Source organism: Haladaptatus sp. AB618 (assembly GCF_024136965.1).
In the GTDB taxonomy this organism is placed as follows: Archaea; Halobacteriota; Halobacteria; order Halobacteriales; family Haladaptataceae; genus Haladaptatus.
Map to the genome: position 1 here is coordinate 76,366 of NZ_JAMYJX010000011.1, position 15,107 is coordinate 91,472.

11 protein-coding genes are annotated in these 15,107 nt (G+C 60.4%); 7 read left to right on the forward strand and 4 right to left on the reverse strand.

From position 1 onward, the window contains the following. Nucleotides 1-78: 78 nt before the first annotated feature. Nucleotides 79-1,491, forward strand: a complete 1,413-nt coding sequence (locus tag NKF26_RS22060) for an aspartate ammonia-lyase (protein ID WP_253226142.1) — start codon at nt 79-81, stop codon at nt 1,489-1,491. A 57-nt stretch (nt 1,492-1,548) separates the two neighbouring features. On the opposite strand, the gene NKF26_RS22065 is transcribed toward NKF26_RS22060, so the two are convergent. Beyond that, nucleotides 1,549-2,484: a hypothetical protein gene (locus tag NKF26_RS22065; RefSeq protein ID WP_253226143.1), complete on the reverse strand. Its 936-nt coding sequence runs from the start codon at nt 2,482-2,484 to the stop codon at nt 1,549-1,551. 237 nt (nt 2,485-2,721) lie between these two features. Between NKF26_RS22065 and NKF26_RS22070 the strand changes: the two genes are divergently transcribed. Continuing rightward, nucleotides 2,722-3,183 carry a PH domain-containing protein gene (locus NKF26_RS22070; protein ID WP_253226144.1) on the forward strand — a complete coding sequence of 154 codons (462 nt, stop codon included), beginning with the start codon at nt 2,722-2,724 and terminating at the stop codon, nt 3,181-3,183. After that, on the forward strand, nt 3,180-4,673 hold the full coding sequence (locus NKF26_RS22075; RefSeq protein WP_253226145.1) for a PH domain-containing protein: 1,494 nt from the start codon (nt 3,180-3,182) through the stop codon (nt 4,671-4,673). The genes NKF26_RS22070 and NKF26_RS22075 overlap by 4 nt, the downstream gene beginning before the upstream one ends. A 4-nt stretch (nt 4,674-4,677) precedes the next feature. On the opposite strand, the gene NKF26_RS22080 is transcribed toward NKF26_RS22075, so the two are convergent. Beyond that, nucleotides 4,678-5,844 carry a PAS domain-containing protein gene (locus NKF26_RS22080; RefSeq protein WP_253234885.1) on the reverse strand — a complete coding sequence of 389 codons (1,167 nt, stop codon included), beginning with the start codon at nt 5,842-5,844 and terminating at the stop codon, nt 4,678-4,680. Nucleotides 5,845-6,152: 308 nt separating this feature from the next. On the opposite strand from NKF26_RS22080, the gene gatE reads away from it, so the two are divergent. Further along, entirely contained in the window at nt 6,153-8,021 is a 1,869-nt protein-coding gene (gene gatE, locus NKF26_RS22085; protein WP_253226147.1) for a Glu-tRNA(Gln) amidotransferase subunit GatE, read from the forward strand. A 192-nt stretch (nt 8,022-8,213) separates the two neighbouring features. On the opposite strand, the gene NKF26_RS22090 is transcribed toward gatE, so the two are convergent. Beyond that, the gene (locus tag NKF26_RS22090) at nt 8,214-8,969 is read right to left on the reverse strand and encodes a phosphatase PAP2 family protein (RefSeq protein WP_253226148.1); all 756 of its coding nucleotides are present in this window, start codon (nt 8,967-8,969) and stop codon (nt 8,214-8,216) included. Between the two features lie 117 nt (nt 8,970-9,086). After that, nucleotides 9,087-9,836 (reverse strand): RNA methyltransferase, encoded by a 750-nt coding sequence (locus NKF26_RS22095; protein WP_253226149.1) that lies wholly within the window; start codon nt 9,834-9,836, stop codon nt 9,087-9,089. 223 nt (nt 9,837-10,059) lie between these two features. On the opposite strand from NKF26_RS22095, the gene NKF26_RS22100 reads away from it, so the two are divergent. From NKF26_RS22100 to NKF26_RS22110, 3 genes are all read left to right on the forward strand, one after another. Beyond that, a complete protein-coding gene (locus tag NKF26_RS22100; protein WP_253226150.1) occupies nt 10,060-10,761 on the forward strand; it encodes a hypothetical protein in 702 nt (233 codons plus the stop codon). An 865-nt stretch (nt 10,762-11,626) separates the two neighbouring features. Then, a complete protein-coding gene (locus tag NKF26_RS22105; RefSeq protein ID WP_253226151.1) occupies nt 11,627-12,856 on the forward strand; it encodes a hypothetical protein in 1,230 nt (409 codons plus the stop codon). Between the two features lie 130 nt (nt 12,857-12,986). Then, nucleotides 12,987-15,074 carry a hypothetical protein gene (locus tag NKF26_RS22110; RefSeq protein WP_253226152.1) on the forward strand — a complete coding sequence of 696 codons (2,088 nt, stop codon included), beginning with the start codon at nt 12,987-12,989 and terminating at the stop codon, nt 15,072-15,074. Nucleotides 15,075-15,107: the final 33 nt, after the last annotated feature.

Below are 15,107 nucleotides of genomic sequence, written 5' to 3' on the forward strand. Positions count from 1 at the left end.
TTCCACCTTATCCTTCCGAAACCAAATCAGTCCCGTTTCGGTGGGTTTTACGCCCGCCCACATCGACCCTCCAAACGCATGAGCGACGAGGATTATCGAATCGAAGAGGACAGCCTCGGGGAGATGCAGGTACCGGCCGACGCCTACTGGGGTGCACAGACCCAGCGTGCGGTCGAGAACTTCCCTATTTCGGGGATCACGTTCGGGCGACGGTTCATCCGCGCGCTTGGCATCGTCAAGAAGGCGGCCGCGCAGGCGAACCGCGACCTCGGGATGATCGAGGACGACGAAGCGGAAGCCATTATCGAGGCCGCGGACGAGGTCATCGCGGGCGAACTCGACGACCAGTTCCCGGTGGACGTGTTCCAGACCGGGTCCGGCACGTCCTCGAACATGAACGCGAACGAGGTCATCGCCAACCGCGCCGCCGAGATCTACGGGGCGGAAATCGGGGACCGCGTGATCCACCCGAACGACCACGTCAACTTCGGCCAGTCGAGCAACGATGTGATTCCGACAGCGATGCACGTTTCGGCGCTCGAAGCCGTCGAGAAGGACGTTCTTCCGGCACTCGACACCCTCCGCGAAGCCCTCGCCGAGAAGGAAGAGGAGTACGACGGAGTGGTGAAGACCGGCCGCACGCACCTGCAGGACGCGACGCCCGTGCGCGTCGGACAGGAATTCGGCGGCTACCGCTCGCAGATCGAAAAGGGACTCTCGCGCGTTGACTACGTCCGGGACCATCTCAGCGAACTCGCGCTCGGCGGAACGGCGGTCGGGACCGGGTTGAACACCCACCCCGAGTTCCCCGGCCTCGCCGCCGAGTACATCAGCGAGGAGACCGGCATCGAGTTCCGCGAGGCGGACAATCACTTCGAAGCCCAGGCCGCCCACGACGCGATGGCCGAAGCACACGGCGCACTCCGCACCGTCGCTGGCTCGCTCAACAAGATCGCAAACGACCTTCGACTGCTGGCGTCCGGCCCGCGCAACGGGCTCGGGGAGATCGATCAGCCGGAGAACCAGCCCGGCAGTTCCATCATGCCCGGCAAGATCAACCCCGTCGTCGCCGAGGCGGTCAATCAGGTTCACAAGCAGGTCGTCGGCAACGACACCACGGTCGAGTACGGCGCGGCGGAGGGACAGATCGACCTCAACCTCTACAAACCCGTCCTCGCCCACAACTTCCTCGAATCGGCCGAACTCGTCTCCAACGCCAGCCAAACGTTCGCGGACAAGTTCGTCGACAAGCTGGAGGTCGACGCCGAGCACTGCGAGGAGAAAGTCGAACAAAGCATGGCCCTCGCCACCGCGCTCAACCCGCACATCGGCTACGACAAAGCCTCGAAAGCGGCGAAGGAAGCGCTCAAGGAAGGAAAGACCGTCCGGCAGGTCGTCGTCGAGAAGGGCTACCTGAGCGAGGAGGAGGCGGACGAAATCATCGACCCCGAAGCGATGACTCACACCGGTATCCTCGGACGGGAAGAATAAGTCGGATCTTCTTTTCGAGTAGCCAGTCGAAAGCGTGGTATCGGCTCGAAACGCGGCCTAGAACAGGCTGGTGAAGAACGACACCACCGATTCTATCAACGAGGCGAATCCGCTCCAGAGTTTCCCGAAGAACCCTTTGCTTCCGCTGGACGGTGGAGTGGTCGTCGTCGAGGACGTGGTCGAGCCACCGGTGGTGGTCTTCTCCGTGGTTTTCTGGGTCGTCGTCTGGGTCGTCGTTTCGGCCTTACACGACTGCGAGCTGATGGTTACCGGCTTGTTCATGTTCAGCTTCGTGCGGGTGGGGTTGTTCACGTCTCCCGACAACACCTCCCACTTCTTGATTTTCCCTTGGTACACGCCGTTCTGTTCCGACTCTCCCGCGAGAACGGCTTTCTCGTTGAACTGTGGGTTGATGGTGATGTTGAAATCGTTTCCGATGCCGCGATAGGCCATCCCGTCCGCGCGACCTTCCTGCCAGGTCCAACTGACGTTCGCGCTCGCGGTTTCCTTACCGTTCCAGTCGCGATGTTTCGAGTAGTCGAACGTGTCGAGGTTCGTCTGGGCGTCGTAGGAGTCGTCCTCGACCACGAACTTCCCGTTCACGGGAAGGTTCGTGATGCGGAACGTCACCGCACCCCCTTTCCCGGCATCTATCTTGTCGTGGATTGCGACGAGGCTGAGTCCTTGTGGACCCTTGTAGAGGAAGAGGATGCTGGTGTCTTCTCGTTGGAGGTTCTGGGTCCCGAAGGAGGCGTACTTGTACGACGACGGGTCCGTATCGGGCGTGCGGTAGTCGTAAAATTCCTTGATCGGCAGCCCCTGCATCGAGAGGGGTGTGATAGGGATACACTTACCGTCCTGTTCGAGGGAGTACTGCGGGGTATTCCCGGACTGTTGCGCATCTGCCGACGAGATGCCACCGAGTATGGCGGTCGAGGCGACTGTCGCCTGAACGAATCGGCGGCGGTTGATAGTGGGCGAGTTCTCGGTCATGCTGTCCACGAAGGGTACGATTTCCCGGCATCTTTGTTCCACGCCGACTGACTGAAATCAGTGCCAACCGAACGAAACGGTAGGAGGACCATTCTTTACCGGTAGGGGTGCTATGCCGGGACGATAGGGAAGACATTCTCTATCAGGATAGAAGGTCGGTTCTTGGAAGCGGTTTTCGGCGAATCCGGCGCGTACGCCACACCTACTTATATACAGTCTCCGTTCGGTCATGTGCGTATGGAGACACTCAACCCCCGTGTTCGTCTCGGTTGGCTTGCGGGCGTCCTCGTCGCTGCAGCACTCGTTGGGGGACTCCTCGTCGGGGTGCGGCGGTTCGTCGTCGCGTTCTCGCTCTCCCTCGTCGTCGCCGGGATTCTCGTCGTCGCCGTTCTCGGAATCGTCTACGTCGTACTCAACTATCGGGCGTGGCGCTTCGAGATCCGCGATGATGACCTCTATCTCGAACACGGCGTTTTCACCCGTGTCACCACCGTCGTCCCCTTCGTCAGGGTCCAACACGTCGATACCCAGCGAGGTCCCGTCGAACGCCTGCTCGGCCTCGGAAGCGTCGTCATCTACACCGCCGGGTCGCGCGGGGCCGACGTGACGATTCCCGGCCTCACCCCGGAGCGGGCGAGCGAACTACAGGGACGTCTTCGGAACCTCGCGGTCGAGAGCGAGTACGAGGATGCGGTATGAAACTCCACCCGCTCTCGCTCCCCTATCGAATCGTCACGCGCGGTGTGCAGATTCTCTCGACCGTACTGTTCGCCGGACTCGCCGCCGTCGGCGCAGTGAAGGCGCTGACACTCGGACTGTTCGCGCTCATCGTCGTCGTCGTTTTGCTCGGCATACTCGGGTGGGAGTTCGCCTATCACCGGCGGTTCGAATACGAACTCACGAACGACTCGCTCGACATCGATTCGGGGGTCATCTCGCGCCGTCGCCGGGAGATTCCCCTCCGCAGGATCCAGAACGTAGACATCCACCGAAACGTGATTCAACGGGTCGCCGGAATCGCGTCGGTCGGATTGGAGACTGCGGGTGGCGGTGATACCGAGGCGAGCCTCGAATACATCGCCTACGAGGAAGCGAGACGGCTCCAGCGGGAGATTCAACGCCGGAAGAACGGCGATACGGAGGCGGCGTCTCCGAACGAGTCGGAGACGCGGCACCCGGAGGACGTCCTGTACGAGATCAGCGCCGAGGAACTGCTGTTGCTTTCGGCCGTCTCGATCGAACCGCGGGCCATCGGTCTCGTCTTCCTCGTCATTCCGTTCGTGATGGACACGATGGATTCGTTCGGGAGCGTGGTGTTCCTGTTCGGCTTCGTACAGATCGTGTTCTCCGCGCTCGTCCTGTGGGTGAGTAGCGGGGCGATCACCTTCGCGCGTTACTACGACTTTCGGCTGACACGCGTCGGCGACGAACTCCGGTACGAACGCGGCCTGCTCCAGCGCTACGACGGAAGCATTCCGCTCGACAAGATCCAGACGCTCACGCTGCAGGAAAACCCGATCATGCGCCGATTGGGATACGCCACGCTGTCGGTCGAAACGGCTGGATACAGTCCCGGAAACGGGTCGTCCGGCGGTTCCGAGGCGGCGATCCCACTCGCCGTCCGTGAGCGCGTTCTCGTCCTCGCACACTCGCTCGAATCGTTCGAGGACCCGACGTTCGAGCGGCCACCGCGTCGAGTCCGGCGGCGATACGTCCTTCGCTATGCCATCATGGTCGTCGTGCTCACCGGCGTCACGTACGGCTTCGACCGTGTCACGGGACTCCTCGGGTTCTGGTACGTGCCGCTCGTGCTTCTCGTGGTGACACCCCTCGCCGGTCACTATCGATGGAAACATCGCGGGTATCACGCCGGGGACGCCCACGTCGTGACGCGCGACGGGTTCTGGCGGCGGACGACGCACGTCGTTCCCTACTACCGGGTACAGACGGTCGTTCAACGGGAGACGATATTCCAGCGTCGATGGGCGGTTGCCACAGTGATCATCGACACCGCCGGTTCCATCGGTTTTCGAACGAGGGATCCACACGCGGCGGACATCGAGACGTCCGATGCGAACGAACTACGCGAACTCGTCGCCCGTCGTCTCGGGCGGCAGGTAAAACGAAATCGACGGGAACGACGCCGGAAGCGAAAACGGGCGGAATCGATGTCGGCAAACGACCCGTGAGAAATCATTCCCCGTCGGATTCGGTCGTATCCTCGATGATGGAGACCATACGTTCGACGTCCCCTTCCTCGGAGTACACCGGTGCCCCGTTGACCGAGAATTGACGCCACTCCCCGTCGGGACGTCGATACCGAATCGTAGCACCCCGAACGGTCGTTTCGTCCTCGAAGACGCTTCTCATCGGATGGTCCTCCTCCGAAAGCGGGGTGCCGTTCTCGTCCGTGACCTCCCACTCGCGGGAGTTGTAGTTGCGATCCGTGATCGCTTCCTCCGACAAACCCAGCATCTCGACCGACCGTTCGTTGACCCGCTGAATCTCCCCGTCCGTTCCGAGGATCATGATACCGACGGGACTCGTCTCGAACACCCGTTCGAGCAGTTCGCGCTCCCGGCGGTGTTCCTTTCGAATCCGCGTCTCGTCGGTGATGTCACGGAAGTAAACCGACAACCCCTCCGTCGAAGGGTAGGCGTGCACCTCGAACAACGTTTTCAACGGGTCGAAGTAGGCTTCGAACGTCGTCGGCTCCTGTGTTTCCATCGCTGCTCGATACTCGTCTTCGAACATCGAATCGAGCGATTCGGGGAACTCGTCCCAGACGGAGTTACCGAGCAGTGCCGATTCCGGCCGGTTCAGCAACTCCTCGCCGCGCTCGTTGACGAACGTGAACCGCCAGTCCGTGTTCAGCGCGAAGAACGCGTCCGTCACCCGGTCGTAGACGGCGGCCATCCGTCGCTGGTATGCTTGTGCTTCCCGCTGTGCGCGATATCGATCGACCACGTTTTCGATACGGTTTGCCAACACGGCGTATCTGTCCGGACCGCCTTTCTGGAGGTATTCGGTGACCCCCGCGGAGATGGCCTCGCTTGCGATTTCCTCGCTCCCTTTGCCGGTAAAGAGGATGAAGGGTAGTTCCGGCAAGTGGACCCGGACGGCCTCCAGAAACTCCAATCCGTCCATCGATCCCATGTCGAAATCGCTGACGATACAATCGACCGTGAACTCGTCGAGTCGCTCGATAGCGTTCGACGGTTTCGTCTCCGTACGAACGACGATGTTCGGTATGTACTCCGACAGGAGGGCTTGAGAAAGGCGCAATCGCGCAGGGTCATCGTCGACGTGGAGGACTCGTATCGGATCCGTTGGATTCCTCGACGCGAGGAACTCGGTCATACACGAATCACTCTGGACTTCGGATTTATAGGTATTGAATCACCAGCGAACAAACAATTATATATTCGTAAAATCCCCGTACAACATCATCCATATCGGAACATTTCTTCGTGCTTTTATTCATTCGTTCTTTTGTTCGGAAAAGGCCGGTTTTGCGTCTCTCGCAACCTCACGGAACCAAGCACTATCGATCCGGTTTCCCTGCACCGAGACACCGTTCCGACCGACGACCACGAACGGTCGCGCTCCGTGGCGGAACTCGCCCGAACTGGTCGGTTTTTTACCCCTCCATCTCTCATGTCCGATCAATGAGTAAGTACGACTACGAGGACCTCGGTCTCGTGGCGGGGCTGGAGATTCACCAGCAACTCGACACCGAGGAGAAGTTGTTCTGTGGCTGTCCGACCGAACTCCGCGACCCCGAGGAGTCGTCCCGAACGTTCACCCGGTATCTCCATCCGACCCGGAGCGAACTCGGGGAAATCGACGAAGCCGCGCTCGAAGAGAGCCAAATCGACCGCGAGTTCGAGTATCTGGGCTACGACACGACCTGTCTCGTGGAAGCCGACGACGAACCGCCACACCGCTTGGACGCGGAAGCACAACAGGTCGTCCTCGAAATCGCGCAACTGCTCGACATGACCGTCATCGACCAGGCCAACGTCATGCGGAAAATCGTCGTGGACGGGTCGAACACCTCGGGATTCCAGCGCTCGACGCTCGTCGCCACCGGCGGGCAAATCGAGACGAGCGACGGGCCGGTCGGCGTCGAAGACCTGATGTTGGAAGAGGAAAGCGCCCAGCGCGTCGAGGAGCGCGAGGACGGCGTCACCTTCAGCCTCGACCGACTCGGCATTCCGCTGGTCGAAATCGGCACCAGCCCGGACATCAGTTCGCCCCAGCAGGCCCGCGAGGCGGCCGAACGGATCGGAATGCTCCTCCGTTCGACCGGCCACGTCAAACGCGGTCTCGGCACCATCCGGCAGGACGTGAACGTCTCCATCGCGGACGGCGCACGCGTGGAGATGAAAGGCGTCCAGAGTCTGGACGACATCGACGACCTCGTCCGGTTCGAAGTCGGTCGGCAGGTCGAACTCCTCGCCATCCGCGACGAACTTCAGTCGCGCGACGCGGCGGTCGGCGAAGTTCAGGACGTGACCGACGTGTTCGAGGGGACCGAAAGCGGCGTCATCGAGGGCGCACTCGACAGCGGTGGCAAGGTCACCGCCGTTCCCCTGTTCGGGTTCGACGGCCTCGTCGGCCGGGAAATCCAGCCGGACCGTCGCCTCGGCACCGAGTTCTCCGACCACGCGAAGCGCCACGGCGCGGGCGGCATCTTCCACACCGACGAACTGCCCGCGTACGGCGTTACCGAGGACGAAGTCGAAGCGCTTCGGGACGCCGTCGATGCGGGTGACGAGGACGCGGTCGCCATCGTCGCCGCCAGTCCGGAGGTGGCCGACGGCGCGATCGAAGCCGCCGCAAAGCGTGCGGAAGTCGCCATCGAGGAAGTCCCGGAGGAGACCCGTGGCGCGAACGAGGACGGTACCTCGCAGTATCTCCGCCCGCTCCCCGGCGCGGCGCGGATGTACCCCGAAACCGACGTGCCGCCGGTCGATCTCGACCCCGAGGAGGTCGAGACGCCCGAACTGCTGACGGAAAAGGTCGAGCGCTACCAGTCGGAGTTCTCGCTCGGCGCGGGACTCGCCGAACAGGTCGCCTACGGCCGCCGAATGCCGCTGTTCGAGCGGGCGGTCGAAACCGGAGCGGACCCGACGTTCGTCGCCGGATTGGTCGAGAGCACCGTGACGGAACTTCGGCGTGACGATGTTCCCGTCGAGAACCTCACCGACGACCACTTCCTCGCCGTAATCTCGCTCGTCACCGACGGCGAGTTGGCGAAGGAGGGTGTCAACGACGTGATGACGCTCCTCGCGGAGAACCCCGAACTGACGGCGGAGGAAGCGGTCGAGGAAGCCGGTCTCTCCGGCGTGGGCGACGAGGAAGTCCGCGAAGCGGTCGTCGAAGTGGTCGAACGGAACGACGAGCAGGTCGAGGAAGAGGGAATGGGCGCGTTCTCCGGCCTGATGGGCGAGTGCATGGGAAGCCTCCGCGGAAAGGCGGACGGTGACCTCGTCAGCCAACTCCTGCGCGAGGAAATCCAGAAGCGGGCCTGAACTACGTTCGCCCACTCGACCACGTTCGCCCGCTCGGTTACGATTTCGCGTCGCCCCCGGCGATGTGAACTGCTCCCCAAACGACTGTGGCTGTTGCTCGCTTTTCAACGGTCTGCCAGCTTTTCACTGACTTCGGGTAGTTACCGTTCGACGTTCGAATACGGAGACGTTTCGACCGCAGCGCGTCCGGTCTTATCGTCCGGTCGTTCGCCGGACCGCCGCGAGGGCCTCCCGTGAGACGACCGACCAACGCGGCTCACTGAACTGGCGCGAGAGAGTGTAGGCGCAGGCGACGAGGACGAGCGCGAAGGCCGCGTCGGTCAGCCAGTGGACGCCGAGATAGAGCGTCGAGATGACGATTGCCGCCGCGAGGAGCGCGATGGTGTAGGCGTACGTGGTATCCGCCTTCCGGGCGTAGAGCGCGGCGAGTACCGACAAACCGGTGTGGAGGCTGGGGAAGGACTTCACCAGCGTGTCGGTGGAGAAGATGCCGTACTGAATCGCCGGACTGAGTTGGTACATCAGCGGTTGGACGGAGGTCAGATACAGCGACGACACCTTCACCGGGAAGAAGACGAAGAACGGAACGGAGAGGACGACGAGGATGACGTACGCCAGCGCATAGCGGTGTGCCTCTTCCTCGTCGTGTGCCTTCAGTTTGAAGTACGTGAACAGCACGGCGAACGGGAGGCCGACGAGATACACGCCGGTAAACGCCAGCGTGAGGGGCTTGGACGCGACAATCTGGAACGTCGCGACGGACGCCCCTTCGATGGCGTAAACGAATCCCGTGAACGTCCGCCCGGCGTGGAAGTGCAACGCGACCGAGTTCACAACTTGGGTAACGATCCACGCGACACCGAGGTATTTCCAGTCCGTTTTGAGGAAATCGACGAAGAGGGTTCTGATCCGCTCGTCGGGCAAGAACAACTGCTTACCCACGAGCATGACTAATACACTCGGGACAGAGACGAGAAGCGTAAACTGAGTCCCCAGTGGGAGAGAATGAAATTGGAGGGGGGGAAGCATGGCTACACCCTACTCTAGCGACAGATTATAAAGAAGTTATGTATCGTTTCGCCTCGGTCGGTGTGAGTCCGATGACGACGCTCGCTCGTTTGCTCGCCGGACGATGCCGCGCAGTGTTGCGATTTCCCGGCCAGTCGGATGTGCTCGACCGAACAGCCTGCGGATCATTCGCATGTTTTTGTCGTGCTTTTCGGCGGGTTGGCCGACGGTGTCGAGCAGGTCGGCAAAGGCCCCATAGAAGCCCTCTATTTCGCCCTCGTCGGCGCGCTCGCGTTCCACGTCCGGTAACTGGTATTCGTCCACGGTCAGCGTCCTGAGTTCGTAGAGGGTGACGGTCGCGGCTTGCCCGAGGTTCAACGCGGGATACGCCGCGCTGGCAGGAATCGAGCACACCTCGTCGATGCGTGCGAGTTCCTCGTTCGTCAACCCGTTCGCTTCCCGTCCGAAGATGAGGACGGTGTCCGTCTCCACCGTTTCGAGGTTCTCGGCGAGTTCCCGCGGTGTCGTGAACGGAAATCGAACGTGGTGGCTCGCGTCCTCGTTCGTCGTCGCCGTCAGTCCGACGGTGTGGTAGTTTTCGACCAGTTCGTCGAACGTGACGTCGTCGTAGTTCGGAAGGACGTCCTCGCGGGCCTGTCCGGCAAAGCCGTAGGCCTCGCTGTCACGTCCGAACTCCGGCGGGTTCACGAGTTTCAGGTCGTCCAAGCCGAAGTTTTTCATCGCGCGTGCTATGGTTCCGATGTTTCCGGGCGTCTTCGGTTCGACGATAGCGACTGCAGGTTTCATGTACGATACTCCCCTCTCGCGTCGAATCGCCACCCGCGAAGACCGACGTTCACGGTACTCATTACGCCCCCGTAGCAACCGGACCGACAAAAAGAGCGTGTTGTCGAGGAGCGGAGGACCCTGATTCGTGAATCGATGTCTAAGACGAACGGGATGGACGACTGATTTCCCCCTGTTCCTATCCGAATTTTTATTATCGTACAATCAAATTACACATCTAACAATGCCGTCTTCAGGGATTTCGTTCCGGGGGGGTAGTGGGTCACCGGAGTTCCACGACGTACTCGCCGATTTCAAGCAACGAGGCTGTAACATTCTCGTCACGGGGCGGGTCTCTGAAACGACGACGAACCGGACGACGATGCAACTTCTCGGGGCGTCAACCGAGGAACGAAAGCGGGTTCTCGTCCTGACCGATACGACGGCACAGTACGCGAACTCGAAACTCCCCGGCGGGACGAACGCGGACGACCCGGACGTCTGGGTCATCGACTGGGGTGACGACGAGCGGTCGGTATCGGGATCGATGCCCGTACCAGAGACGCCGCAACTGACGACTTCCCCCGAGGACTCGATTCGCGAACTACGGAGCGACATCGTCACCGCCGTCAGCTTCTTCGACGAGTGGGCGGACGGGTTGACGCCGTCGGAACTCCGACTCTCGTTCGACTCGCTCATCAAACCGCTCGAACGGTGTGAGCAGGAAGCGGTCGAACGGTTCCTCCGGACCATCATGGCCCTCATCCGTGGCGTTTCCGGAATGGCCCATTATCATCTTCCGGTTCCGACGTCCAACCCGGTCGTTCAGGAGTTGACGCCGTTGTTCGATGCGCGTGTCGAACTCCGCCAGTCGAACGGCCTCGTTCCGGAACAGCGCTGGCACATTCCGGAGTACGAACAAACGACCAACTGGGTTCAACTATGAGTCACGACGAACGAACGAACCCGAACTCACCGGTGTTCGAATCGAACCCGGATACGTCGGGGATTCGGATCTGGGACCCCATCGACAAGGGCAGTTTCGTGTTTCATACGCCCGTTCCCGTCTCCCTCGAACGGGCCGATACCGACACGTTTCCCGTCCCGATAGACTCGGCGGTCAGGTTGCGGACGAATCGTCTCGACGTCCCGGAACGGGTCGATTTCAACGTCTGGGATTCGGACGGATCGGTTTCCGACCTCGTAAACCCGTGTGACGGTGACTGGCACTCCGAACAGGTGGCCTACCTCGAAATACCGACGTCCCCGATGAAACTATACGTCCACGTCGACTGTCCGCTCTCCATTCGGGAACGGCACGGGAGCGTTCACATCGATCTGGGCAAAGAACGAACGATCTTCATCGGCAGTCGATCACACAGCGAATTGCCCGTCGGGACGATCACCGTCACCGACGACATCGAGGACCTGATGCGTGCGGTCTCGCTGCTCGGGTCCTCGCTGAAACCCTCGATCCCGAACGTTCGTTTCCCACGCTTCGTGGCCACCCACCGCTCATCGAGCGAGGTGACGAGTTTTCGGTCCCCTCGAACGTCGTTCGTCCCGAAACGGAAGTACGACTGGTACTGCCACCGGAGCGACGGTACGTCTACGCCGCGACGTCACTCGCGTACTATCTGGGCGCGAACGTGGTTCCCGGCGATGCCCCACGGCTTGAAACCCCAACTCGTCGGTATCCGTTGGATGGAACGGGAGGGTTCGACGGGTTCGAAGCGGAAGTATCCCGCGTCTTTCAACACCTCTTCTTCCTCGACTGTATCATCCGGAACGAAGGCTCGTACGACATCCCCGTGCAGGAACGCGAAGCGGTCGAACCGCTCTTGGACTTCGACTGTTCAAGCCTCTACGAACGGTCGTTGGCGGAACAGGTGGACACGTATCTCGACGTTCCGTTCGACGTTACTGAACCCCATCTTCCCAAATGGTGCCTGACGACCGATCTGGTGCCATCGGAAGCGAACGTCGGGGCGCTCCCGTTCATCGCGGACGAACTCTCGTTAATTCGGTGCCCCACACCCACCACCCACGTGCAACCGGCGGCAGAGGCCCCTGAAATAGCTGATTTCTGTCGAAGCACTCAGACCCCAGCCGAATCGGAGGGGAGTACGCCTGCTGTCAGTCCGCAACCGACGACGTCGAAGGAACACGTTTGGATCGGGGAAGGCGTTCCCGTCGGCGGCAACAAGGCGACGGTGGACTCCTATCGTCGCCGCATCGATCACGATTCGTCGGAACGCTCGACGATTCGGGTCCAGATCGTCTGCAACGACACGAACATGAATGACGAGGGGAAGGTGTGTGAGCAGTACAGCTTCCGGGATACGAGTCGTCACGAGGTCGATATCGCCTACAACTTGACCGTCGAGGAACTACGAACCGTATTCGCCGCCGACATCGATTATCTGCACTACATCGGCCACGTCAATCACAGCGGTATCGAGTGTGCCGACGGCGTGCTCGATACCCGGACGTTGGACGCGGTGAACGTCGAGTCGTTCCTGCTCAACGCCTGTCGCTCGTACGAACAGAGCGCCACCTTGGTCGAAAAGGGGTGCCGGGTCGGTGTCGCAACCCTGTCGGACGTGTCCAACGACCCGGCCACGAAGATCGGGTGTCTGCTCGCCCGCGGGCTCGGTGCGGGCCTTTCGTTCTGGAGCGCGCTCTCCATCGCCCAGTCGGAGACGCTGTCAGGCGACCAGTACGTAGTCATCGGGGACGGGAGTCTCACCCTCTGCCAACCGTTTTCGAGGATCAAACCGATGCTGTTCATCGAGACGGACGATGATGGAGGGTACACGATTCGGATCAAACCGTTCTATCCCCCCCGTGACAGCGCCGGTTCGATGTTCGGATCGGTGTGGGACGACGACATGACACAGTACCTCCAGTCGGACTGGATCGGCGACTTCCACTTGGAGGCGGAGACGCTCGACGAGGTGTTTCGAGAGGAGTCGATGCCGATCAAATACGACGGCGACCTGTACTGGAGCGACGACATCACGACGAAGGATTTGCAGTAATCGATTCGGTTTTCATCCGTGAGTACCATCGTTGCGATATGATTGTTCGTTCCACCACGATTCTGACCGACGTTTCGGTGCGATTCGGACGATTCGAGCGGACAGTCTCCGGAACGAACACCGGAGAATCATGACGCGGGGCGAAGATCGGCCGAAAGGGACTGGAATACAGGTCGAACGCGTTTCGGATGGGTGTGGAATTAGAATCTGGGATCCTATCGAAAAAGTCACCGTCGTGTTACGGACGCCGTCCCGAATCGACGTTCAACGAGGTTCGACGGACGGATTTCCGTTTCCCGTCGAGACGGCGGTCGAATTCCGGACGGATCGAATCGATATCCCCGCAGGTATGTCGTTCGGTGCTTGGGATAGTTCTGACGTGCTACGGGGCACCATCCAGCGAGGCAGGGGAACGTGGGAACCAGCGTTCCACGTCAAGTATCTAGAGCTATCGAACGCCCCGATGAGATTTTACATTGGCGTCGACAGTTCCACCACCATCGAGACCAAGAATAATTCTTCGAGGATCGATCTTGAGGGGAATCAACGAATCACGGTCGGTGTCGGGTCGAAATACCGATTCCCCGAGGGAACGATAACTGTCACCGACGACCCCGAGGACGTGATGCGTGCGGTCTCGCTGTTCGGATCGGCGCTGGATACCCTCTCACCCGAGCGCTCGTTTCCCACACTTCGGGGTCACCCGCCGCTCATCGAACGCGGTGACGAGTTTTCGACCCCTTCGGGTCTCGAACGTCCGGATACCGGAGTTCGGTTAGTCGTTCCCCCCGATCGGGAGTACGTCTATCCGATAGTCTCGTTGGCGTACTATCTAGGTGCGGAGGTGGTTCCGGGGAACCATCCGCGCCTCGAAACCCCCGATTCGGAGTACGTATTCAGTGACTCCTCATCGTTTGAGCGGGACGTCAACGAACTACTACGCCACGTTTTCTTCATGGATTGTGTGACTCGTGAAGAGTGGTTCTACTCGGCACCACTCCACATACGTCCCGAGATCGAATCGTTGGTGAACTTCGACTTCGAAAGCCTCTATGACCGCTCGCTATCCGAACAACTCGACGCATACTTGGACGTACCGCTCGACCGGGTCGGGCCGCATTTTCCGGATTGGTACGTCACGGTAGCGCTGGAACCGACGACACGAAACGTCGAAGCGCTCCCGTACGTTTCATCCGACCTCGCGTTCGTTCGGTGTCCGTCCCCTACCGCCTGCACGCCACGAACAGAGCCACCAAGAACGGTCACCGACTTCTGTCGGAGTCAAACGGCTTCGGGACAGACGACGGAACCGATGGTCGTGACCCCTCCGGAAACGGAAACCGTCCACGACGAATGGCTCGCTGCGGGAGTTCCGGTCGGAGCGAACAAACTCTCGATTGATTCGTATCGCCGTCGGGTCGCCGAGGTAGAACCGAAGACATCGACGATTACCGTCAAAATCGTCTGTAACGACCAGCGGATGAAATCCGAAGAAAGGGTCGCTGAGATGTATGATTTCCGGGAGGTGACCGACTACGACATCGATATCGAATACGACCTAACCGTCGACGACCTCGCGACGATGTTCACCACCGACATCGACTTCCTTCACTACATCGGGCACGTCACCGACGAGGGTATCGAATGTACTGACGGCGCACTCGACACACACGAACTGGGGGAAGTCGGGGTGGAATCGTTTCTGCTCAACGCTTGTCGATCATACCACCAGAGTATGGCATTGATCGAAAACGGCTGCCGTGGCGGTATCGCCACGCTTTCGGAGGTATCGAATACACCTGCGACCGAAGTCGGGTCGTGGCTCGCTCGCCTACTCGGACAGGGCTTCTCGATCCGTGATGCGCTCTCTATCGCACGAACGACGACACTGAGCGGGGACCAGTACATCGTCCTCGGTGATCCGACGACGGCAGTCTGCCGGTCGTTTACCGTGTCGAATTTCAGTGTCGAGGTCGCGTTAAAGGAGAGCGGAGTGTATTCGGTAACCGAAGAATTACACCTCGACAGGAAAAATGCCGGGACGACTTACTACCCCGGAGAGGAAGAAAGTGAGCGCCATTATCTGTCCCCCGAAACCGTGCGGAAGGAGATGACCGCCGACGAACTCGACGAACTGCTGAACACAGACCCGATGCCGGTCAAGTACGACGGCGACCTCTACTGGAGCGACGACATCACGACGAAGGATTTGCGGTGATCGATTCGGTTTTTATCGATGAGTACCATCGTT

Excerpts from the sequence above, each read along its gene's own strand:
- NKF26_RS22060 (WP_253226142.1), top strand. The coding sequence starts at position 79 with ATGAGCGACGAGGATTATCGAATCGAAGAGGACAGCCTCGGGGAGATG.
- NKF26_RS22065 (WP_253226143.1), bottom strand. The coding sequence starts at position 2,484 with ATGACCGAGAACTCGCCCACTATCAACCGCCGCCGATTCGTTCAGGCG.
- NKF26_RS22070 (WP_253226144.1), top strand. The coding sequence starts at position 2,722 with ATGGAGACACTCAACCCCCGTGTTCGTCTCGGTTGGCTTGCGGGCGTC.
- NKF26_RS22075 (WP_253226145.1), top strand. The coding sequence starts at position 3,180 with ATGAAACTCCACCCGCTCTCGCTCCCCTATCGAATCGTCACGCGCGGT.
- NKF26_RS22080 (WP_253234885.1), bottom strand. The coding sequence starts at position 5,844 with ATGACCGAGTTCCTCGCGTCGAGGAATCCAACGGATCCGATACGAGTC.
- gatE (WP_253226147.1), top strand. The coding sequence starts at position 6,153 with ATGAGTAAGTACGACTACGAGGACCTCGGTCTCGTGGCGGGGCTGGAG.
- NKF26_RS22090 (WP_253226148.1), bottom strand. The coding sequence starts at position 8,969 with ATGCTCGTGGGTAAGCAGTTGTTCTTGCCCGACGAGCGGATCAGAACC.
- NKF26_RS22095 (WP_253226149.1), bottom strand. The coding sequence starts at position 9,836 with ATGAAACCTGCAGTCGCTATCGTCGAACCGAAGACGCCCGGAAACATC.
- NKF26_RS22100 (WP_253226150.1), top strand. The coding sequence starts at position 10,060 with ATGCCGTCTTCAGGGATTTCGTTCCGGGGGGGTAGTGGGTCACCGGAG.
- NKF26_RS22110 (WP_253226152.1), top strand. The coding sequence starts at position 12,987 with ATGACGCGGGGCGAAGATCGGCCGAAAGGGACTGGAATACAGGTCGAA.